The sequence below is a fragment of the Trueperella sp. LYQ141 genome (assembly GCF_046599555.1).
In the GTDB taxonomy this organism is placed as follows: Bacteria; Actinomycetota; Actinomycetes; order Actinomycetales; family Actinomycetaceae; genus Trueperella.
Genome location: NZ_JBKIWQ010000001.1, coordinates 264,085 through 285,099 on the forward strand (window position 1 = coordinate 264,085; position 21,015 = coordinate 285,099).

Genomic DNA, 21,015 nt, shown 5'->3' on the forward strand with positions numbered 1-21,015 from the left:
CGCACTGGCAAAAGCGTAGATTTTCGAGAAGGAGTCCGAAAGGGCTCCTTTTTCTATGTTCCACCTCACAAAATGGTGACATAATGAGGGGTGAGGAGGATGCTATGGCACACGAAAACATTGTTGTGGTAGGAATTGATGGATCTGACGCCGGAAATTCCGCTCTGCGTTGGGCACATGCTCAGGCGCGGGCGCGGGATGCGCGGCTACATATCGTCTGCGGGTACGAATTGCCCTCGCAGTACATGTTCCCTGAGTTCCAGGCTTCCCAAGGGAATGTTAACTATCTTTATGAGGCAGCAAAAGAGATTGTTGACGCCGCGGTATCTCAAGTTGACGGGCAAGGGGTGGAAGTGACCTCAGCCCTAGAATTTGGTGATCCCACTGAGGTGCTCGTCGAGATGTCAAAACGGGTGGCACTGATCGTTGTCGGTGGGCGTTCGCAGAAGAAAGGGCGGTTAGCAGATCGGCTCTTGCGAACGGTATCCTCGGCTGTTCCGGCAAATGCGTATTGCCCAACTGTTGTCGTCCCAACAGATAGCGACGAAAAGTGTTTACCCATAAAGCGCGTGGTATGCGGGGTGGACGGCTCAGACTTTGCCAAGATCGCCTTACAGCGGGCGGTGTGGGAGGCTGAGCGATGGCAAGCCCACCTGCAGGTAGTGACGGTTGTGAATCCAGCGGCGGCCGGATGGGTGCCGATGGTGAATTTCCGGGAAGAACACCTGGCGGAGATGGAGGACGCTGTTACGCAACAGCTTAAAGAGGTAGCGGGCGATACCCAGATTTCGTACAGCGTGACGGCAAGCGAAGGCAGCCCGGCGCATATTCTTGCGCAACTATCCGACGAAAACGATCTGGTGGTGCTAGGAACGCGAGGGCGAGGCGGCTTTACTGGGTTATTGCTCGGGTCAACATCACAGACGTTGCTCGGGTATTCAGCATGCCCGACGATGGTGGTTCCTCGGCGTGTGCGCCCCGGTGACGACGTAGGGCCACTACCCGCACAAATCGTTGATGACGAAGAGTGAAACAGGGTAAAGCTAACAGGAGATGATCTGCTGATGTAACCTCTCATGATCGGATGGGCTGCGGTGATAAATGGCGACACCGCAGCCCATCCGATAAGATCAACAGGCTGGCCCTCGTAGCTCAGTGGATAGAGCACGGCTCTCCTAAAGCCGGTGTCGTAGGTTCGATTCCTATCGGGGGCACTACCGATTTTTCCTTGCTATCACAAGGATTTTGTGGCTCACTCCCAGTCATTTTTATCCTCTCACGCTCGGCACGTAACCACTTTTTACGGCTCATTCATTGCCGGTAAATCTTGAAATAACGCGGAAATCTCGGCTTGCCATAGAGTTTGCCGAGTGGTGTTTTCATGTGAACGGGTGGCAGTGTAGCTAGCTCTGCTTATCGGCAATGCGTCGTGCTCAAGATCTGATAATAAAATGGGTGTTAATCCTGCGGCTTAGGCACTGAAGCGCTGAAAGTACCCTGAGTAGGCTGGTAATTCATGGAATATCGCCAGACGCGATATGACCGATGAAGAGTTGTTTATTATCCAATGAGAACCAGGTAAATACTCTGATTTCTACTGTTATTCTTCTGTTATGGGTGTAATACTGATTATTTTTGCAGCGCTATTATTGCTTGGCGCTTTGGTGTTATTGATTCTCAATATGTTGAGAGTGCGAAAATTTCATAACGAGAAACGACCAGAATTACAAGCTCTAGATCGGGCTAATAATCGTTATGCCTCGGAAGTGAAATCAGCAGAAAAGGCATTGTCTCAAGCAGAACGGTCGTATCGCAAACGGGTTAAGCAGCTTCAAAAGCAGAAAGAAGCTGCGGAAATTTGGGGTACGAAAACGGTCAATTCGATTAAAGGTAAAAGAGGAAAGTTTAGCTTCACTAGGTTTGAGATTTCGGTGTCATCGGGAACCTTTAAGTTTGATGGCACACTGACAGGGCGGGTTGATACCGCTGGAAACATATATGCAACGTCTCGATCAACACTTACCCGTATTGCAACGGGGGGGGGTGCTCCTCGGGCAGCTAGGTATGCTGGTTGGTGCCACTGCGCGTAAGAAAGAAGTTCATGATGAGCGGGAGCTGTATCTATTATTGGAAAGCTCATCTTTCGCTGCGGTCTTGACACTAGAACCAGATAAAGGGCAAGAAGCGCGCCGTTTTCTTCAGTCGGCAATCCATGCTGATAGAAATGCCCAACAAAACCAAGAGAAAAAAGAGGAGTCTATCAAGACTGCCACAGCGGAGTTGGAAGCTGCAGAGAAAGACACCCAGGCGATCGAAGAAGCGCAAGATGTGCTTGCCCGAGCCAGAGCTAATACCGGCGAAGTTGAACAGGCTCATGCGATTGTTATGCAGAATCTAACGGAGGAAGAACGTAACCAGACGCCAACTCTTGTTGTTAAGACGCCGTGGATTGCTGCAATGGCTGCGTCGGCAGTGGTATTGATGATTGCTGCTGGCGCATTTTTACAGCCAGATACTTCGGAGGAGGCTGAGCGTGCTACCGGAGAGAAGGATCATTCCATTAGTTCGGCAACATCTTCTCCGAGTGATACCTCATCTGCTTCTCCTACCCCAACGGCGAGCGCAAGTTCTGCTCCGACAGCGGAAACCTCAGATCCGCCTGTGGCAGCGCCATCTGCACAACCTACTGTTTCTCCATCGCCGGCACATGATTACAGTGTTCCGCCGACGGATCAACAGGTTCTGGCTGCTTTCCAAGCGTGGCGCGATGAACGTGCAGGGTCAGGAGTCAGATTTGCTCAAGCGATCACAGAGTTTCGGATGGAAAATGGGATGCTTACGGCAATCGTCGATCCTGCTGCGGGTAATATGACTTCGATAGCCTTTGATGAGGCGAATCCATTTGAGAATTTCGCTGAATTTGTTGGTGTGCCTATCTCTATGTCAGATCCTGAGTCTGAGTGGCTGAGGAAGTCGGTGTCTGCAGTGCAAGCAGTATGGGCTGATGGTTCTCGGGTGGATAGTATGACGGCAGACGAAATTCATTATTTGGGTACGCGCGGCATGTGAGAATGATTGTTAATCAAGCTGCTTATTACTAATGAAATAGTTATATGAATTGGCTATCGGCGCATTGTCCTCATGTGCTGATAGCCAATTCGCCGTAGTACCCGAGGTTTATTCATAAAGGCTGGAAGCGTCGGTACTACACAGAATATGTGTGATAAGCGAAGGCGATAGGGCGGCGTTCTCCCCGCTGAATCGCTGAGATAGGTACTGTAAAGACGTGACTCCTTTCTTTAGACGCAAGAATAAGAATCAAAGTGCCGATACTGAGCCGCATCCCGATAGCGCTCCGAGCGTTGAGGACGAGCCGGTATCTGACGCGCAATCTGCCCTCTCGGCTGACAGTGCCGCAGAGAATAACGAAGCGCCTGCAGAGGCAGGAGACGAGCCAGAAGCAATGGTGTCGATTCCTGCACCTGAACCGACGCCAAGTCGTGAGCAGCTCCTCGATACCGCCTATCAACAGTGGCATGAGGAGCTATCGGCGCGGGCACGTCGGGCTGAAGAAAAACAGTCGGACGCAATGAATGGAGTCATTGATCTGACCCACCCCCACCCAACGGGGTCAGCGACGTTCTACTCGGGTTCGCCAGTTCGGATCACCTCGCTAATTCGGGAGTCTTTTGCGCAAAAACGCGCCTTAAATAATGTGGCTCGGTTGCATGCCACAGTGCAGCGCATGACGGAGATATATGGCAATGCGCCGGTTGCGATGAGCGTCGGGCGGCTAACCTGGCAGGGATGCCCGCGTTCCGGTTCCGCCCCTGCGTTGATGCGTTCTGTCTCCTTGACTTTTGAAGAAGGCGGCGACGCGACGGTGCGCCAGCTCAACCGGATCTCAATTAATCCGGTTGTTATTGAAGCCTTGCGCGATCATGGTGCTTCGCATGAGCATGTGGCGCAACTGAATCGGGCAGCGGCTGAGGAAACCAGCACGGACCGTATCGTGGATATGGTGGCGACGATTGGGCGGATGTATCTGCCGTCTTTCGCTTATGAGCCGCAAGTACTGCTGGGATGTTTTGAACGTCCCGAGCGCACCATCGTTGCGGATTTGGAAGCGATGGAGCCGTATATTCGCACCTCTGGCATTATGATGGCCTTGGCTGGGGATGAAGAGACGCGAAAGCTATCAGCGGCACCTTTGCCCCCTGGGGGTGATGAGGATCGTGCGCCGGAAGTGGAGCGCGGTGCGGGGGATCTTGACGTCGCGGAATTGAATGCAGTTGAAGCGGTGGCCTCGGGGCGTTCAATCGTTTTGGATTGCCCGCCTGGTTCGAAGCGCACACAAACCGTCGCGTCGATTTGCGCGGATGCGGCGGCGTCGAATCGTTCAGTTATTGTCGTTCCCTCGCGTCGTTCAGCAGCGGATTCGGTTATAGCTGAGCTTGATCGGCTCGGCTTGGGGGAGCTGGTTTTAGATTTTTCAGATATTGACGCTGTACCCCAACGGATTCGTACTGGGCTGCGGTTAGCGCGCCCGGATATGCCAACCGAATCAATGCTGCAGGTGCGGGAGGAATTAGTTGCGGTTCGGCGGCAACTTCGCCAATTCGTTCACGATCTTCACCATCACGATGATGTGTGGCAAACCTCGGTTCACGATATTTTGGAAAAGTTGGCTACGCTCACTAGCCAGGCAGACGCCCCGCAGACTCGGGTGCGCCTATCGTCGCGTGCAGTACGGACGATTCGCACGCAGGGGCTGGAGGCTGTTGAAGAGTCTTTCAAGGAGGCTGGCGAGCTAGGAGCTTTTGATCCGCAGGTGACGCGCTCAGCGTGGTCGAATGCGCGGATCGATAATGTTGCTGATGGTGCTGACGCTTTAGATCGCGCTCGCCGGTTGGCAGAGATTCACGTTCCGCAGGCGATTTCGCAGTCCTCTCGCGCGGCTGGGGAGACGGGGCTGAAACAGTCCACCACTTTGGCGCAGTGGTTTGAACAGATTGATGTGCTTGACGGAATTTCAGATTCTTTGGATACGTTCTTGCCTCAGATTTTCGAGACGTCTCCGATGAATATGGTTATTGCAACGGCTTCGCGGGAATGGCGCGATTCTCAGGGGCACTCAATGAAATCGGCGGATCGGCGCCGTTATAAGAAACAGGCAATGGATCTGGTGCGTCCGGGGGAGTTCCCAGAGGATATTCATGCCGAATTAGTGAAAGTTCATGAGCGACGCGAGGTGTGGCGTCGGTACTCACCTGATGGTGGATGGCCGTCGCTACCTGATGGGATGGCTCAGATTCGCAGTACCCGCGAGGATGTGGAAGCGGATATTGATGTGCTGAGTGGCTACCTCGGCGGGGTGGATCTGCGCACTTTCGATTTCACGGATTTGCAGGAGCTGCTTTCTAGGCTGACGGCAGACGCCGACCATATGACGACGTTGCCGCAGCGCAATGCCGCATTGGCGGATTTGCGGGATAGTGGCTTTGAGGATTTCTTAGATGACGTTATGCGCCGGGCGGTGCCGGCGGATCGGATTAACGGTGAACTGGAGTTGGCGTTAACTGCTGCGCAGTTTGAGCAGTTGATTTCAAGCTCGCCGGTGCTGGCCAGTTTTGGTCCGCGTGATTTAGAAGAGCTATTAGGGCAATTGCGCCGTTTGGATCGTGAGCACACGGCAAGTCTGGCAGGGCCGGTGTTACGGGCGGTTATTAATAATGCGCGGTCAATGATGTTGTCGCGGCGTTCGGAGACGTTGAAGCTAGACGCGGCGCTCAGTAAAGGCGTATCGCATCTGGGGGATATTATCGCGACTCATTCGCGCTTGGTACAGGTTGCCCGTCCGGTGTGGGTGATTCCGCCGACGGTGTTGGCGCAGTATATTCCGCCAATGCCGTGGGCAGATCTGGTGATTGTGGATGCGAATGAGTCGGTTGCTCCGCTGATTTCTTCGATGATGCGCGGGCGTCAAGCCGTGGTGGTAGGGGATACTCGACGGCCTGGGGCAGGAGCGATGACAGCGTTCTCGCAGGTCCTTCCGGTTGCACAGTTGCCGACTTTTGGGGCGGAGTATGACGAGTTAGCCACTCAAGCCTTGACGGAGATTGGTTACGAATTGCAGCCGATTCCCTCGGTTCATCGGGCGCGCTCCTCGCGATTTATTGCCGTGGATGGCCGTGGTGTGCCGAGTAGCTCTGGTGATGGGGCGGTGGAGACGACGCAGGTTGAGACGGACGCGGTTGTGGACGCGGTTCTCGAACATGCGATGACTCGTCCGGAGGAATCTTTAGCGGTTATTACTGTGTCGGTTCGCCATGCGGAGCGAGTGCGGGAGGCTTTGGCGAGCGTCGGCTCAACGGATGTTTCTCGGTTAGCGGGTTTCCTCGTCACGGATATTACTCGGGCCAGTGGAATTCGCCGCGATCACATCATTTTAAGTGTCGGCTACGGCAAGACGGTTCATGGTCGCGTATTGCATACGTTTGGTGCTTTGGCGACGCCGGTTGGTCTAGCGGGGTTGATCGATGCGATTGCTGCTGCCGGTTCGCAGTTGACGATTTTCTCGGCTTTAGGCCCAGGAGATATTGATATTCGACGAGTTTCCACTCCGGGGCCGCGGTTATTGGCAAAGCTGATTGACCAGGCAGGGCGTGAGCAGCGTTCACGGGTGGTCAGTGGCGAGGTGACGGATCCGCTGCTTGTTGATGTTGCGTGCCGCTTGCAGGAACGCGGCTGGGATGTCCGCGGCGCATACGGCTATCCGAATTCTCGTCGTATTCCACTGGTCGCAGGTCGCGATGGTACTTTTGCGGTTGCGGTTGTGGTAGATGATGCTGATTATGTTGCGGAACATTCGTTGCGCCGACGAGATCGGTTCTGGGTGGAGGCACTACAGGCGCGAGGATGGTCAGTATTCCAGACGTTCTCGTCATCTTTGTTCGTTGATCCAGATGGTCAGGTTGCGCGTATTGAGGAGCTGTTACTCAGCCGTTATAGTGGGCCGGATCAGATTCCGGTGGTCGTTCCGCATTTAAGCGATGATGGAATGGATGTTGTGGGCGAGGAAAGTGCCAGTGAAGAGGCTGGTGGTGCGGAAGTGCAACTTCCGGATTCGAGTGCGCCCAGCGCGGTGATTCCGGCAATCCGCCCGCGGGCGCGGCGTCCGGAGATTGTTTCCGGATTGCGGTTAGCTGCTTACACTGACGATCAGCTTGACGATATGGTCACGTGGATTGCGACCGACGGAGTGGCACGAGATGAGCGGGAATTTATCGCTGAATTGCGCGCCGAGCTGGGTATTGAACGCCGTGGAGAACAAGTGGAGATAATCTTGCGCAATGTTGTGCGGCGTTCTGGGCTGATCGGAGTATCAGGGGCATACGGTGATGATACTCGCGCTGATGAGGATCATAGTAGTGATGATCCGGCTGATGGCGAGGGTGTTTTGAGCCGCCATACGGAGAATGTGGACGCCCCAGAATCTGCAGATGGCATGTTCGATAGCCAAAAGGCTGGCCTGGAACGGGCAGAGGACTAGCTGCCGTGGATTGTGACGATTTGCCTCAGCTATCCCAGAATATTGATCCGGCAAAGGAGCTTCTGGAAACGGTGGTTCCGGAGCAGCCGGTGCGTCAGGGCAATTCTCGCCGAGTTGTGCGGTTATCGCGCGTTGACGCACAGCGTATCCAATCGGGAGAGCTTGCTGGTATTGAAGCGGCAGTCCATGCAACGGATGCTCGCCCGATGGGTTCGCAGGTTGCGTCGGCCTCTGCAGGGCGCTCTGGGCGCCCAGCGCGTTCTGCTGAGGCTGAGTTATCCGCCCGAGATCGAGAGATCTTGGGGGATCTACCACCGCATTTTGGCAAGCTGTAGGGGAACGCTGTAGAGCCGTTGTAGGGTCGTTGTAGCTATGGTATTGCTGCCTACGGATCCGATTTAGGGATCCTTCTTTGAGGATGGGGCGGTCAGATCGCCAGATTCACCCCGATATGCTGAGGTATTCACAACGGCATATAGCGGCGTATGCGTTGCGTAGCCAATCACGTTCTCGATGGATTGGCGTGGGATTGCCAGATAGTAGGTGTGGGTATCGGGAGTTTCTGAGAGGAAATTCTTGGTGTGCTCGTCGGTGGCTATTCCGGCAACGAATACCTCGGTGGCGATTTGGGTGGCCTGCCCAGCTCCGGAAAATTCATCTGGAGGCGCGTATAAATCAATTGTTGCGCCAGTTTCGATAATGACTGCACTTGCGGCTGCTAACTCGACGGCGGCAATAACAGTGCCTGGCGGAGCATTATGGAAAAACTGTGCAGTTAGCAGGTGGCGCGTCAAAATGGGGGCGCCTTCGGAGAGCGGGGCGACGAGGTAATGCCCAGTAGCAGCTTCGATATCTGTGACGGCATCAGGGATAACCTCAGTGCTCATACGTAATTCGAGATCGTCAGTGCTGAGTTTGCGTCCGCCAAAAATCTCATGGCTAGCAACGACGATAGGATAGCGCGCTTCAGGTGCAGAACGAGGAATGAATGTGTAGATGGTTGCTGCCAAAATGACGCTGGCGATAACCCAACGCCATCTCCATAAGATGGCACGTAACGGGCTAGATCGAGCAGAACGGGCAGCATGAGGAGACTGACGCGTGCGGGATGAGCCATGAGAACCCGAGGAATGTGCGTTCGCGGAGGAATTGCGGGCGGAAAAGATAGGAGCCATGTAACCCAGTCTTACCGTCAGCGCTATTGAGAATGAGCGCGGGCGCTAGCCTGTGGAAAAGGATGACAGTAAAGAACATGTGGATAACGTTTTTATTTCGCCTGTTCGCCCCCATCAAGCTGACCATGAATCTTGTGTATATTCTCTTTCAGCCCATTGAGTGCTCTGCGTTTAGCGCATCTTGCCAATAGCAACAGCGCTCATCAGCTCCGCCATATCATCGGCAGCGGCGAGAGCGATAAAAGGCAACAGTAATGAAAGCGATAGAGATAAATTGGGGTCCTTCTTATCGTGCCTCCAAACGCTACCAACTGCACGGTGAATCGCTACTATTGAGTGCCTAAGAGAACTTGAAATACTGCAGTTTTGTTTTCCCAGCCCTAGTTAGTGCTTATTTGTTTTTGCTGTGCCCTAGTTCGTGTTTTCCTCTGGGGAGTGCCGCCATGTGCCACGTTATGAGGCGGATCTTAACTGCGAGAACAGATAAAGCGGGCGTGCAGCGCCAGGGATGTGCATCTGGATTAAACGGGATGTCTATCCGGGGTAAACGGGATGTGCATATGGATTGAATATGCAAGATCGCAGGCTACTGCCAAGCTATCCGAGATTGCCTACACCCAGCTGGGCTTTCTTCGGGTAATTCCTGGATGAGGTTTCCCGATTCATCCTCGGCGGCCGCCGTAGAATTACCCATCTAAGGAGTAGTATCAGGCGGATAATGCCGACAAATAGCCGGTGGAATACCTCATGGAGCTGTGCCATCCAGAGCGAACCTGGAACTGCCAGATTCAGCATTAGCCAGCAAAATCAAACACTTTTACGGCGCAGCAACCCGCCAACGAAAACGGCATGCTGCGTCAGTTTCGTTCAGATCCGCGTGAAACAATCTCTGAAATATGGCGGCGGATGTAGAAATTAAGCCGTTGCCGTGCGGATGACCTGCTCGGGGTGGAAGACGTAGGGGACGCGCACATCCATCTCGTCTTGCGGAATCTCCTCGCTCAACAGCTCTTCGTCGAAAATCATCGCCCCAATGAGTGCATTCGGATGCGCTTTCTTCAAGGCGCGGTCGTACCAGCCACCGCCTTGCCCAAGGCGCGCACCCTGACGCGATACCGCCAACGCTGGAATAATTAGTGCGTCAACGTCATGCAAAATCTCATTCGGATATGCCGGACCATCTGGCTCTGGTGGGCGACCTGGGGCCATATTCACTAGCGAATCCACGTCGGTAAATATGCCCCAGCACCGAGATAGCCCAGGCCCAAGTTTAGGGAGCAGGATTTCCTTGCCGCTTTCATGGAGGACCAGAATCGTTGGCAATGATGGCGGTTCAAATCCAGTACTGACGTAACACGCAACGCGATGCCGCCCGTCAAGCAGCGGTAGGATCGTCTGTGCCCAGGACTGCCCTAAGCGTTCCAGGAGTTTGCGACTGCGCTGTTTTCGGTGCTCTCGAATCGCCGAACGCAGCAATTGTTTTCCTTCTTCAACATCGGCGGCTGCTAAATTCGGGATTCTCAACGTTGGGATCGACATAGCTCCATTCTTTCATGGATCGCAACCTCACAGTGCGCTGTCAGCTCTCGGGTAAACTGAGAACGTCATCTGTGGATAACGGGGTTTGGAGATCACATGAAGAGCGTTGCCCAGCATCTTGATGAATGTATCAGCGTTGCCCAGCCGTTGCGCGCTTTCGACGTTGCCTTGAGCGATGCTGTGGGATGCGTGCTCGCGGAGGACGTTCGCTCTTTCGTGGATGTGCCGCAGGCTAATTTGGCAGCGCGTGATGGGTATGCAGTGCGGTGTGCTGATATTGCGGGGGCGAGCGCGGAAAATCCGGCTATCGTCGCAGTGGCGGAGGATGTGCGGGCAGATACGATCGACCCGCCGCTCCTGGTTCCGACCACGGCAGTGCGGATTTCCTCAGGGGCGGTTCTTCCTGAGGGGGCACAAGCCGTCGTTCCTATCGAATCGACCGATCAGGGTCGAGCGCAGGTGCGGATTACCCGCGGGGCGAATGCTGGCGAAAATATTCGTGCGCGCGCCGAAGATCTGCAAGCCGGTCAAGTCTTTTTGCGCGCTGGAGTGCGAATTGGTGCGCGGCAGATTGCTTTACTCGCGTCGGCTGGTCATGCGACGGTGCGCGTCCATCCGGCTCCGCGGGTTGTGATTATGGCGATTGGTGACGAGCTGCAAGAGCCGGGAATGCCAGCCACAAAAGGGAAAATCTATGACGCGAATTCTCATGCGCTCGCAACGGCGGTGCGAGATGCGGGGGCGGAAGTATTTCGCGTCGGTGCAGTGCCTGACGATAAACGGCAATTGCGGGAGCTGCTGGAAGATCAGCTTGTGCGGGCTGACATTATCATCACCACAGGTGGGCTTTCCTATGGTGGGGGCGACACCTTAAAAGAGGTGCTCTCACCGCTGGGGACGGTGCGTTTTGACAATATTGCCATGCAGCCGGGGCGGCAATTAGGCGTGGGAACGTTGGAATCGGATACGACGGTGTTCTGTTTGCCGGGTTCGCCAGTTGCGGCGCTGACAGCTTTCGAGGTCTTTATTCGTCCGGCGTTATTGCATATGGCGGGCTATTCTCGGATTCATCGGCGTTCCGTGGAAGCAGTGGTTCAGCGGGGTTGGGAGTCGCCAGCGCAGTCTCGGGAATTTGTGCGAGCGCGTGTGGTGGGCAATCCGAATGATGGCTACATTGTTGAGCCGGTTGGCGATCCGGCACGGCCGCTTCTTACTGCACTGTCGGAGGCGAATTGTTTGGCGGTTGTTCCGGAACAGCAGCGCATTGTTCAGCCTGGCGATCGCTTAGAGTGCGTGGTTTTGGATCGCTAGGGCTGGTATGAGGCGCAGTTAAGACGCAGGAGCTAAAAAGATAACCGCCGGCAGTTTTGGCCGGTTGCGTTGTCGCGCTGGTGGTCTTGGTGTTGTGTGTGCAGTTGTAGTATCTGCCGAGGGTCCTCTGATAGCCGTTTTGCGTCAGTTGTGAGATGTATGGGAAGTCTCTGCTCGATTATCGGTGTTACTCAGTGTTTCTTAACTGAGTGGCTCCTCAACTGTGCATCCTTGCTGTGCCTTTCTTCCTAATGCGGCGCTGATAGGCGCGGTGTGACGCACTTGTCATGTGCAGTATGGTGATCCTGTTATTAGTGCCCGTTTTGTCGCCGTGTGTATGTTGGGTATTTTCCTATGAAAAAGCAACACGCCCCGCGAGATACCGCGATTAAAGGAAGTCTTGCATAGCTTTGAAGCATGGGTGTTGATGGGGCGGTACTCGCGTTAGGAGTGTTATTTCTCCTGGCATACGTCGTTCCACAAATCACCCGAAAGCGATCCGTCATGGCTGACGCGCCAATTGAAGAACGCTACAGCGGCAACCTCAGGCTCCTACAGGAGCGGCAATTGACGCAAACCGGCGGAGAGCATGGACGAATCTATTTAACGGAGCGGAAAATGGTGCAGGCAACGACGCGGACCCCAGAGGCAACAAAGATGCGCAGCGTCGCACGTGACCGTTCGCGGGCGCGGGCGCGAATTGCTCGCCGTGACGCATACCAGCAGCGTGGGCTATTGGGCGGGATTGTATGTGCCGTTATCACTTTAGCGTTATGGGTCGTTACCAGTTTGACGACTATGCCTGTCGTGCTACCAATTCTTGCTACCGTGATTTCCGGGGCGTATCTCTTTGGTTTTGGCTGCCTGGTATCAACCTGGACGAAGCTCAACGACGAGGACCGCACGCGTATTGCGCGGGCAAACAACCTGTTGGGCGCGGCTAAGCCATATCGTGCGACCTTGCAAAACAAGATTCGTTCCGAAGCCGATCGTGGAGCAACGGATCAACGTGCTGAATACGCTGAATGTGCGGATACGGAAGCCGCTGTTGCTCACGCGCAAGCGGTAGCCAATGAAGCCAATGATGAGGCACAACAGCCGTATGAGCGCGTTGTGGCTGCCGGTACAGCTCAGGTTTCCCGCGATTCCCAGGGTGTTGACGGCGATCAGTCAGCGCTTGCGCGCCGTGCCGTGGCGTCACATCATGCTCCGGCAGATAATCTGCGCCATAGCGCAGCGCGTATGCGTCAGATTCGTGGTGCGGCGGCGCAGGCGAATGATGGGAAGGCGTCGCGTAGTATGGAATCGGCTGGTACCTCTGCCTTTGCCCAGTCCTCTGCTGTTGCTGATATGCCGAGCTACACGGTTAAGCCCGAGATTACTAAGCGCGCGGTCAAACCGTATGTTGCGCCAGAAGCGCCGACGGCTGATGTTCCTTTCCGTCCGACTCGCTTAGGGCAGCGGCTAGGAGACGCACAGCTTGACGCGCCACATGCTGCTCCGGAAGCAACTGGCGCAGAGGAGATGCGTCAGGATCTTCTTGGGGGCGGATCCACGCTTGATGCCTTGCTGGATCGCCGCCGCGCATAGTCATGCATAGTTATCTGTGCTGATCTCGACCCGGTGATACTGGATACGATAAGGGCAGCGTAATGGTCGCAGTGGTTTTTGCGCATGGTCGGATCTATGGGCCGATGGTGTGGCGAGCAGTTGCTGATTATTTGCCACCAACCTGGGCAGTGGCGGCGCCGTTCCTCGCACAATCACAGCCAGTGCAAGCTATTGCCCGCGATATTGCAGCGACGGGTATTGACGAGCCGATCTATCTCGTTGCTGAGGGGTTAGGGGCAATCCCTGCGCTTGAATTTGCCGATAGTGGGATACATCCGGTGGCGGGCATTTTTCTTAGTGGTCCGTCGTTAGAAATATCTGGGCGTACCGCGCGATACCTCAAAGCAACCGCACGTCTGGCTCGTCATGCCGGTCATCGGCTGGAACGCACTCACGCTGTGCAATTCCTGGATGCGGTGAGCGGGAGAGATGTGAGAAGTCTGGCCTGCCAGCCAGAGGTGGGCTATCGGCGGCATGTCGTCGTCGCAGAAAAGGATAGCGGAGCGGTATCGACGCTGGACGCACTGGAGAAAGCTGGCTGGTCGGGAGCAGAGATTGCCCAGGCGCAGTGGGATTGGTTTGACTATGCGCCGGTGAATTTCGCTGCCCATGTGCGGGCGTTTATTACAGATGGGTTCAGCGAAACCGCGTAACGCGATCATGCTGTGGCTGGCATACCCGAGGTGGTGCGCCCTAAGCCGGGGTGGATTATGTGGATGAGCGAAATCCGAAGAAACTCAAATCCGTGCCTGCCATCACGCCCGACTATCGCATCCACCACCGAAGCATGAACGACTTCATCAATCTATCACGCGCATCGGATATGGATTCACCGACTGTGAAAACCGCCGAATCAGGGATACCTACTCCGTATAGTCGAACCCAACTGGCGGCTGCTAGGCATTTTCTCTCCCTCTAACCCCTAATACCGCCAGAATCCAAAGAGCCGGTTTGTGCGTCTGTTTTACCCTGATCTGTGCTGGAAATCTATACTTCGATCCTGCTTTGCGGTGGAAAGCTATAGAAAATTTAACGGATGTAATTTCTCATGTTTCCCTAATTTATCAAGGGAATGTAGTAGGTGTGTGGTGTAACCACATCGTCAAGACGATGACCTCGAATTAAAGTGAGATCATGTCTCATTGTTGCTCTCATAGCTAGGATGCCCCGAAAAAATTATCGGGATAAACATTGTAATAAAATGCATAATGGCGATGAGTAGTTGTGTAAGGTCGAGCATGAATCTACATTTCTTGCCTTTAACAAAAAGCCGATTACGAACTTCGTAGTAACCCCAGAGCAGACCGAGCCATAGCAGCATCAAATGAGAGTTTGACCAAAACTCCCCTCTGATGTCTGTCTGTATCGCGGTCGCGTATGCGATCCACCATGTAGATGCTTGAACGGATGGTGCAGGCATTGGGTTACGATCTATATCCGGCGTCAAAACGAAACTCACTGCCACCCCCAAAAGTAATGCTAAAACTCCTATTACTTGAGCACGTTGAGCACTGGCAGCTATGTATGCCGCTACGGTTTCTATCCACCCTGTTGGGGCAGAGAAGAACTCTAAGAGCCTATATAAAACAGCGAGTGGGGTTCCTTGAAGTGATAGAAAGGCCTCCGTTTGGATTGTATCTGAGGGGTGTACTACGCCCTGACCAAAATATGCTGCGAGAGTTAGCACCGCCACTAAAGAGGCAAAAATCCGGTAGACCCCCTGCGCTCGAAGGGTGCTTATTATATTGTCAAAGAGCTTTTCTAGAATAGCCATCCGTTCTCCGCATACCACTCAAGTCACGTCTTGTCACTCTCAATTTTCGCTCAAATGGCTCAATCTCAACATCCAAACCATATTTCTTCTGTGCTATTGAAGCTGATTATAACTATGCGACTTCTATCCGTGAGAGTGCAGTTCAGAACAAGATGCCACGCATCGTCGCTGTATTCGAGTGGTGGCTAAGTAATCGCGGGATACGACTACTTGTGAGGTTGGCAATCTGGTCGCCGTAGCATTTTGTGGAGCTAGGGGGATTCGAACCCCCGACCTTTTCATTGCGAACGCATTGCTGACCTGTGAAATCCCTTGTTATCAGGTGTTTTTACGCCGATATTGGGTTTTTTCGATTATGAAAATCCTGTTGGGGGTACACAGGGGGTACACGCGAATTTGATTATGTCTAGTGAAGTTTTTGTTTCTGGGCATGGACGTGTTGAGGGCCCGGAGCGGGTCGAGCACGGAGCAAGCCGCGCGCAGGACTGCGCAGGGCCGGGGCTTGTTATATCTCCCATATCTACACGCTCTACCCGAGAGCAGGCGTTACGGTCTTTGTCTGCTCCTATTGAGCGGGCTCATGCGAGGTTGATTGTTTCTCCGGGTACTGTTCAGGTGAGCGTGCCTCGTAAGGGATTTAGCCGGTCTTTGCCTGCAAAGCCGGTTGATTTGCGTGCTCGGGCTAGGGAGTCGGTACGCCTTGATGTTGTGGTGGCCGAGTTGTTATTTGCTCCGAGTCCGTATCCTGACCAGGCCAGTTTTGACGCTGCTATTGAGGTGGAGTATGCCCGGTTGTTTGCGGAAGATGAACGACTTCAGCAGAGGAAGGTCAAGAGTGTTAGGTCGCGGTCGAAGATTGTTAAGTGGTCGCGTAAGTCTCGTGCGCGGATGTGTAAGCGTTTGGCTGAGTTGGATTATTCGCCACTGTTTGTCGGGGGTGCTTCTGCGCCGGTTATGTTGACGTTGACCTTGCCTGGTGATTTCCGTACTTGCACGCCAGATGGGGACGTGTTTAAGAGGCAGGTGAGTCGTTTTCGTGAGCGCTGGTTTAGGAAGTGGGGCACGCGTCTTGTCGGAGTGTGGAAGTTAGAGTTCCAGCGCAGAGGGGCGCCGCATTTGCACATTTTGACTACGATCCCTGTCAGTGCTGGTCGTGGTTTTGCGCAATGGTTTTCTAGAGCGTGGATGGAGTCGGTGAATCATCCGGATGAGTCTGAGCGGGCGAAGCACTTGATAGCCGGTACTGGTATTGATTGGTCGTATGTGCGTTACGCGTCTAATCCTGCTTTGGTGGCTGCTTACTTCACTAAGCATGGCATGTTTTGGGCTAAGGCGTATCAGAATCGTGTTCCTGAGGGTTGGGAAAATGTTGGCAGATTTTGGGGGTATTGGGGGTTGAAGCCTGCTTGTGCTGAGACCGCTATTGATAAAGCTACTAGCACGTATTTAGCGCGTATGTGCCGCAAGATGGCAGAGCGTAAAGGTCGCAGGTTTGGTACTCGGGCTTCAGGTTCAGCCGGTTACATAATTACAAGTGAGGTTGAGAAAACCCTAGAATATGCGCGGCGGGGGATCGCCATTTTGAATACGCGTGGTGGGGTTCCGTCTACTCGGCAGCGTGTAGAGATGGTGGAAAATGGTGATTATCGTAGAGTTTTTAGCCCCATTGATTGTCGGCTGATCGATTCATTTCGCAAAGAATCTGGGAAATATGAGGCTGCTTATTGGGTTGGAAAATTGTGGATTAGTAAGTAATGACGTGCCCTTACTGATCCGGGAATGCACTACTAATTTTATTCCACTAGGCAGATATGTAGTTTTAATTACTCACTGTCTTGTAGGTATTATAAGCGTCTTGTGTGAAATATTAGCTGGGCTGACTGAAATATGGATTTGTCATCATTTATTAAGAGTAAATGTTGAAAGATATGCGTTTTTTGGATCCCTTGTAGTTGTGACGCTCATGTAGGCCAGGCGTGGGTTTTCTTGAATAGTTGGGACGTGCCGGTTCGTGTAGGTTAGGCGATAGTCTCCATTTTCTTTCTTTTGGACGGGTCGGTTTATTTCTCCACCGTCTTCCGCACAGAGTTTGAGTGCTTTGGTGGTGGCTGCAATGATCCGTGTCTCTAAGTTATTTTCCTCGCAGATGGCAACGTGGCAGTAGGCGGGGATTGCTTGCAGTTTTTCACTTAGGGCTTCGACGTCTGCTAGTGCTTTTTTGGGGACGAGTGACGATGAGCTGTCTTTTTTGTGATAGCGACTTCCGACGAGAAACAGAATTCTTTCACCACTTGCTTCGGCTAGAAGATAGCAGCGACCTTCGTCTTTGATTTGTAACAGCTCGAACCCGTATGCAGTACGTAGTGCGTTAGTTGCGACTACCTGGGCATAGATAGAGGTATCAAGCAGATTAACTCCGTCTACTAAACCAAGATTTGCCTGTTCGCTCACGTTGACCTCTTTCCCTTCGAAGAGCGTACATCACATGACACACATTGTACACCATTTCGAGATCGAGCCTCCTTCTCGATTATGACGGTAGCTCGAGCTAAGAAGAGTAGGAGGGTGACCCTCCAAAGGTCTTGCGGAATGAAAGAGTGTCTGCTATCTTGGTGCTTGCGAGCGTACGTAATGACTGGGCGCCGTGCTCGCCGGCGCCGCAAGGAGGAAAAATGCTGACTGTTTCGTTACTCGATATCGAGCGTGTACAAGCGCTGCTCGATTCGGACGCTTTCAGAGTTGAGGAGGGGGTTGACTTTGTGCCTGCTCCTGTGTTTGCGAAGGGTGCAGATGGCTGGCGCCCGACCGGTGACCAGCTCACGACGAAGGACGGATTACCGCTGTGGTCCCTGTCAGTTCGGGTCTCGGTGCCGGCCTTTGGCGGCGGGCTCCGTTGGATCGACGGGGCCCTGCAAGTTCCCGCTGCTGAATGCCCTGAGATTTCTGATTTAGCGAAGGAGGGTTGAAATGTTAAGGAAAGTGATTCAAATCGTTTTGCCCTTTGAGAACGTGATTTATGCGGTGACGGCTCTCGTGCTCATCGCTGCGTTCTTCTCAGGCAGTCCCGCACTGGCGGTGCTTACTCTCGCCTTGGTGGTCGGCGGCGGCGGGTCTCTGGCCGTGGCAGTCGCACGCTCGGGAATATCGCTTTCCCAGATGCGTGAGTTAGAGCGTCAGCGCCGGCTTAAGGCAGAAAGCCGAGCGGCGCAAGCGGCTCGCGGTGAGATTATTAAAAACGCGCTGGCTCTGGCACTGACCGACGTGCTCGGTCTTGATTTCACCCCTGATTTGCATGGCAAGTTCGCCGCTTTTGGGTACGTTTTCGGTTTTCCGCTTGGCACGCGTGCTCTGGCTGATTTGGACGCCCAGCGGCTTCTGACGGGCGTCCAAACCTTTGTTCCCGCGGCTGACATTTGTGACGTGCGCGTTCGCGAACGCCCAGATCGTGGGTTCGCGATTATTGAAGTCCACACTGCCGATCAGCTCGCGGGTGTGCGGGGTGCGCGGTGATTCGGGCTGTTATTGGCCGAAGTCGGTCAGGGGTGGACATCGCTCTGCCCCTGGCTAGCCCGCATCATCTCTTGATCTCCGGGCGTACGCGTTCTGGTAAATCGGTGCTGCTCTACTCGGTTTTGGCTCAGTTGGCTGCGCGTGATGAGGTTCTAGTTGGCGGGGTAGACCCGTCAGGGATCGTTTTTAACGCTCTCGGTTCTTTTCCTGGTGAGGAGTTTCGAGCGTTAACGCTTCGTGATCCTCACCGATGCCTAGCAGTGTTAGCTGGCTTGGTTGAGGTGATGGATCAACGGATTCAAGCCCTACTGCGCGACAAGCTGGACAAATTCACCACCTTTTCTAGGGAATTTCCGCTGCTGCTAGTGGTGTTAGAAGAATATCCCGGTCTTTTGGCTGCCTTGGAGGGGATTGATCGGGCATCAGGGGTGAAGCCTGCAGAACGCATCGAGCCGCAGGTGCGTGCCCTCGTGCAACGCTTGGCTCTTGAGGGAGCGAAGGTCGGTGTGCGCCTTGTTGTTGTTACGCAACGCGCGGACGCAACGATTTTGACTGGCGTATTGCGCTCGCAGCTATCGGTGAAGTTTGCGTTCGCCCAAGACGCCGACGGTTTCCGTATGTTGTTCCCAGAACTGCCCGAGGATCTCAAAGCGCGTTCTGTCCGCCTTTGTCCCGGTGAAGCTTTGGTGGAGTTGCCGGGGGCGCCTGTGGGGTTGTTCAAAGCTGACTTCATTGACTATCCCGGTTTGGTTGATCGTTTTGCCGCGGCTGGCTGGGGAGAGGGGGTGAGATCGGATGATCGAGAATCTAGCACCATTATTACGCGAGAAAGAGGCTGCAGCGTTACTGGCGGTTGCGCCATGCACGCTGGCGCGTCTAGCCCGTGAAGGGAAAAGCCCGGTACCGCCTGTCTATATAACTGAGTTTTCCAGACGGTACCGGGTCAGCGACCTGGAAGAATTCTTGAACCACGCCAATGGTTCAAGAACACCATCATCACTGTAAGTAAGCGATACCCCTCCCTCACCTTGGGATTGGGACGGGAGGGGCTTCGCTCCTCTTGAAAGGGTAACAATTCTTATGGCTGTGCAAAAGCTGCCATCAGGGCGATGGCGTGGCATTGTTAAACAAGGCCGGGTTGCCGTTGCGACGAAAACATTTGACCTTAAACGTGACGCTTGTGCCTGGGTAGAAGCTGAGAGAGCCAAAATGAGCCAAGGCTACGACCCTAAACTTGGCAAACAAGTCTTGCGTAGGGTCATAAATGATTACCTGGCGTGGCGTAAACAGGCAGTGCGTTCTACCACCTACAAAACAGACCAACACATGCTCGCCCTCATAGCGCCAAATATTGCGAACAGAACAATCGGATCAATAACAGCACGTGAGATCGAACATTGCTACACGCGCCTTGTCAATAAGGGCTATAAACATGCCACTATCAAACGGTTCCGTGATTCCTTGCGCGCGTTTTTTACCTGGGCGCAACGACAAAACATAGTCACGGTTAACCCGGTCAGTGTTGCTAGTCTACCCAGACGCCAAGAGCCGGAACACCAAATGCATCCGTGGACTTTCTCCGAACTCATCCACGACTACCACCGCTGGCAAACCCTGAATCCGTCCAGTGCGTTAGTCGCACTCTTCCTCGGGCTCACCGGCTTGCGTTGGTCTGAAGCACGTGCATTAACAGTCAGTGATGTCACCCTTGACACAGATCCATCGGTGTTCGTACAAAAAGCGCAACCGGAAGGGGTTAAAGACCCTAAAACAACAAAATCTGGGCGGACAAGAAGAGTTCCCCTAGCCGAGGCCATCGTGCCGTTCATCCAGCAACAAGTTAGCGGGAAACAATCCACGGACAAGCTACTGCCACCCATGCATCAATCTCGTTTCAGACGGCAACTGCACTGGAATACGACAGCAGGTGGGCGCACTATTCACGATCTACGCCATACAGCAATCTGCTTGTGGCTATCAGCCGGAATAGACCTTGCCACAGTGAGGGCATGGGCAGGGCACGCAGACCTTGCAACAACATCTCGCTACACTCATTGGCTTGGCACAGAAGCGGACCGAGCTTCAATCAACAAATTAAACCACGCCCTACGACGGGGTACACAAGGGGTACACGAAAAGGAGAAAGCGTAACCCATGCAAAAAGCCAAAACCCTATTGGCCAGGCAAAACACGTGGTGGAGCTAGGGGGATTCGAACCCCCGACCTTTTCATTGCGAACGAAACGCGCTACCAACTGCGCCATAGCCCCGCTGTACTCGGACGATTCTAGCAGAGAACCAGTGTATTTGCCGTGTCGATATTTTCGTTTACTGCGTCACGTTTATTGTCGCGGTAATCTTTGTCAGCCAATTGCGGGCTTTGAAGGCGTAATTGCAGGTCTGCAGGGCGGTCCTATTAAGCCTGTGATGTTTTTAATTCAAGGTTTAAGTGAATGTGATGATCTGGATTTTTCAGATCGCGCAGAAATAATATTTTGGCGTCAAATCGAGGAAAACTTCCCTTTGTCTTATATGGAGGGGGTA

General features: G+C 53.7%; 17 protein-coding genes and 2 tRNA genes. 14 read left to right on the top strand and 5 right to left on the bottom strand.

Annotated elements, in window-relative coordinates:
- The first annotated feature begins 104 nt into the window (after positions 1-104).
- The 6 genes from ACLHIJ_RS01110 (at position 105) to ACLHIJ_RS01135 (ending at position 7,887) form a co-directional block, all read left to right on the top strand.
- On the top strand, positions 105-1,031 hold the full coding sequence (locus ACLHIJ_RS01110) for a universal stress protein (protein ID WP_411295974.1): 927 nt from the start codon (positions 105-107) through the stop codon (positions 1,029-1,031).
- Between the two features lie 110 nt (positions 1,032-1,141).
- Positions 1,142-1,214, top strand: a tRNA-Arg gene (locus tag ACLHIJ_RS01115).
- A 399-nt stretch (positions 1,215-1,613) separates the two neighbouring features.
- Entirely contained in the window at positions 1,614-2,090 is a 477-nt protein-coding gene (locus tag ACLHIJ_RS01120; RefSeq protein ID WP_411298287.1) for a hypothetical protein, read from the top strand.
- A complete protein-coding gene (locus ACLHIJ_RS01125) occupies positions 2,065-3,069 on the top strand; it encodes a hypothetical protein (RefSeq protein ID WP_411298289.1) in 1,005 nt (334 codons plus the stop codon). Before ACLHIJ_RS01120 ends, ACLHIJ_RS01125 begins: the two co-directional genes overlap by 26 nt.
- A gap of 217 nt (positions 3,070-3,286) precedes the next feature.
- Positions 3,287-7,552, top strand: coding sequence for a hypothetical protein (locus ACLHIJ_RS01130; protein ID WP_411298290.1), 4,266 nt, complete (start codon positions 3,287-3,289; stop codon positions 7,550-7,552).
- 5 nt (positions 7,553-7,557) lie between these two features.
- Positions 7,558-7,887: a hypothetical protein gene (locus ACLHIJ_RS01135; RefSeq protein ID WP_411295972.1), complete on the top strand. Its 330-nt coding sequence runs from the start codon at positions 7,558-7,560 to the stop codon at positions 7,885-7,887.
- Between the two features lie 63 nt (positions 7,888-7,950).
- Here ACLHIJ_RS01135 and ACLHIJ_RS01140 read toward each other — a convergent pair whose 3' ends face one another.
- Together ACLHIJ_RS01140 and ACLHIJ_RS01145 are read right to left on the bottom strand one after the other, a co-directional pair.
- Complete coding sequence (locus ACLHIJ_RS01140; protein WP_411298291.1) at positions 7,951-8,727, bottom strand: SAF domain-containing protein; 777 nt, start codon at positions 8,725-8,727, stop codon at positions 7,951-7,953.
- Positions 8,728-9,642: 915 nt separating this feature from the next.
- The gene (locus ACLHIJ_RS01145; protein ID WP_411298292.1) at positions 9,643-10,266 is read right to left on the bottom strand and encodes a 5-formyltetrahydrofolate cyclo-ligase; all 624 of its coding nucleotides are present in this window, start codon (positions 10,264-10,266) and stop codon (positions 9,643-9,645) included.
- A 96-nt stretch (positions 10,267-10,362) separates the two neighbouring features.
- Here ACLHIJ_RS01145 and glp point away from each other — a divergent pair, with 96 nt between their 5' ends.
- The 3 genes from glp to ACLHIJ_RS01160 all read left to right on the top strand — a co-directional run bounded on the left by glp (position 10,363) and on the right by ACLHIJ_RS01160 (position 13,841).
- Positions 10,363-11,577, top strand: coding sequence for a gephyrin-like molybdotransferase Glp (gene glp, locus ACLHIJ_RS01150; protein ID WP_411298293.1), 1,215 nt, complete (start codon positions 10,363-10,365; stop codon positions 11,575-11,577).
- A 417-nt stretch (positions 11,578-11,994) separates the two neighbouring features.
- Positions 11,995-13,167 carry a DUF6667 domain-containing protein gene (locus tag ACLHIJ_RS01155; protein ID WP_411298294.1) on the top strand — a complete coding sequence of 391 codons (1,173 nt, stop codon included), beginning with the start codon at positions 11,995-11,997 and terminating at the stop codon, positions 13,165-13,167.
- 62 nt (positions 13,168-13,229) lie between these two features.
- Complete coding sequence (locus tag ACLHIJ_RS01160; protein WP_411298296.1) at positions 13,230-13,841, top strand: hypothetical protein; 612 nt, start codon at positions 13,230-13,232, stop codon at positions 13,839-13,841.
- Positions 13,842-14,320: 479 nt separating this feature from the next.
- Here the strand turns inward: ACLHIJ_RS01160 and ACLHIJ_RS01165 are convergent, their stop codons facing one another.
- Positions 14,321-14,962: a hypothetical protein gene (locus ACLHIJ_RS01165; protein WP_411298298.1), complete on the bottom strand. Its 642-nt coding sequence runs from the start codon at positions 14,960-14,962 to the stop codon at positions 14,321-14,323.
- Between the two features lie 402 nt (positions 14,963-15,364).
- Here ACLHIJ_RS01165 and ACLHIJ_RS01170 point away from each other — a divergent pair, with 402 nt between their 5' ends.
- Positions 15,365-16,717 carry a hypothetical protein gene (locus tag ACLHIJ_RS01170; protein WP_411298299.1) on the top strand — a complete coding sequence of 451 codons (1,353 nt, stop codon included), beginning with the start codon at positions 15,365-15,367 and terminating at the stop codon, positions 16,715-16,717.
- Positions 16,718-16,861: 144 nt separating this feature from the next.
- Here ACLHIJ_RS01170 and ACLHIJ_RS01175 read toward each other — a convergent pair whose 3' ends face one another.
- Entirely contained in the window at positions 16,862-17,413 is a 552-nt protein-coding gene (locus ACLHIJ_RS01175) for a hypothetical protein (RefSeq protein WP_411298300.1), read from the bottom strand.
- 221 nt (positions 17,414-17,634) lie between these two features.
- Between ACLHIJ_RS01175 and ACLHIJ_RS01180 the strand changes: the two genes are divergently transcribed.
- From ACLHIJ_RS01180 to ACLHIJ_RS01195, 4 genes are all read left to right on the top strand, one after another.
- A complete protein-coding gene (locus tag ACLHIJ_RS01180; RefSeq protein ID WP_411298301.1) occupies positions 17,635-17,928 on the top strand; it encodes a hypothetical protein in 294 nt (97 codons plus the stop codon).
- 1 nt (position 17,929) lies between these two features.
- Positions 17,930-18,472 (top strand): hypothetical protein, encoded by a 543-nt coding sequence (locus tag ACLHIJ_RS01185; protein WP_411298302.1) that lies wholly within the window; start codon positions 17,930-17,932, stop codon positions 18,470-18,472.
- A gap of 32 nt (positions 18,473-18,504) precedes the next feature.
- Positions 18,505-19,359 carry an FtsK/SpoIIIE domain-containing protein gene (locus ACLHIJ_RS01190; protein ID WP_411298385.1) on the top strand — a complete coding sequence of 285 codons (855 nt, stop codon included), beginning with the start codon at positions 18,505-18,507 and terminating at the stop codon, positions 19,357-19,359.
- Positions 19,360-19,552: 193 nt separating this feature from the next.
- The gene (locus tag ACLHIJ_RS01195) at positions 19,553-20,623 is read left to right on the top strand and encodes a tyrosine-type recombinase/integrase (protein ID WP_411298303.1); all 1,071 of its coding nucleotides are present in this window, start codon (positions 19,553-19,555) and stop codon (positions 20,621-20,623) included.
- 42 nt (positions 20,624-20,665) lie between these two features.
- Here ACLHIJ_RS01195 and ACLHIJ_RS01200 read toward each other — a convergent pair.
- Positions 20,666-20,741: transfer RNA gene (locus tag ACLHIJ_RS01200), tRNA-Ala, on the bottom strand.
- Positions 20,742-21,015: the final 274 nt, after the last annotated feature.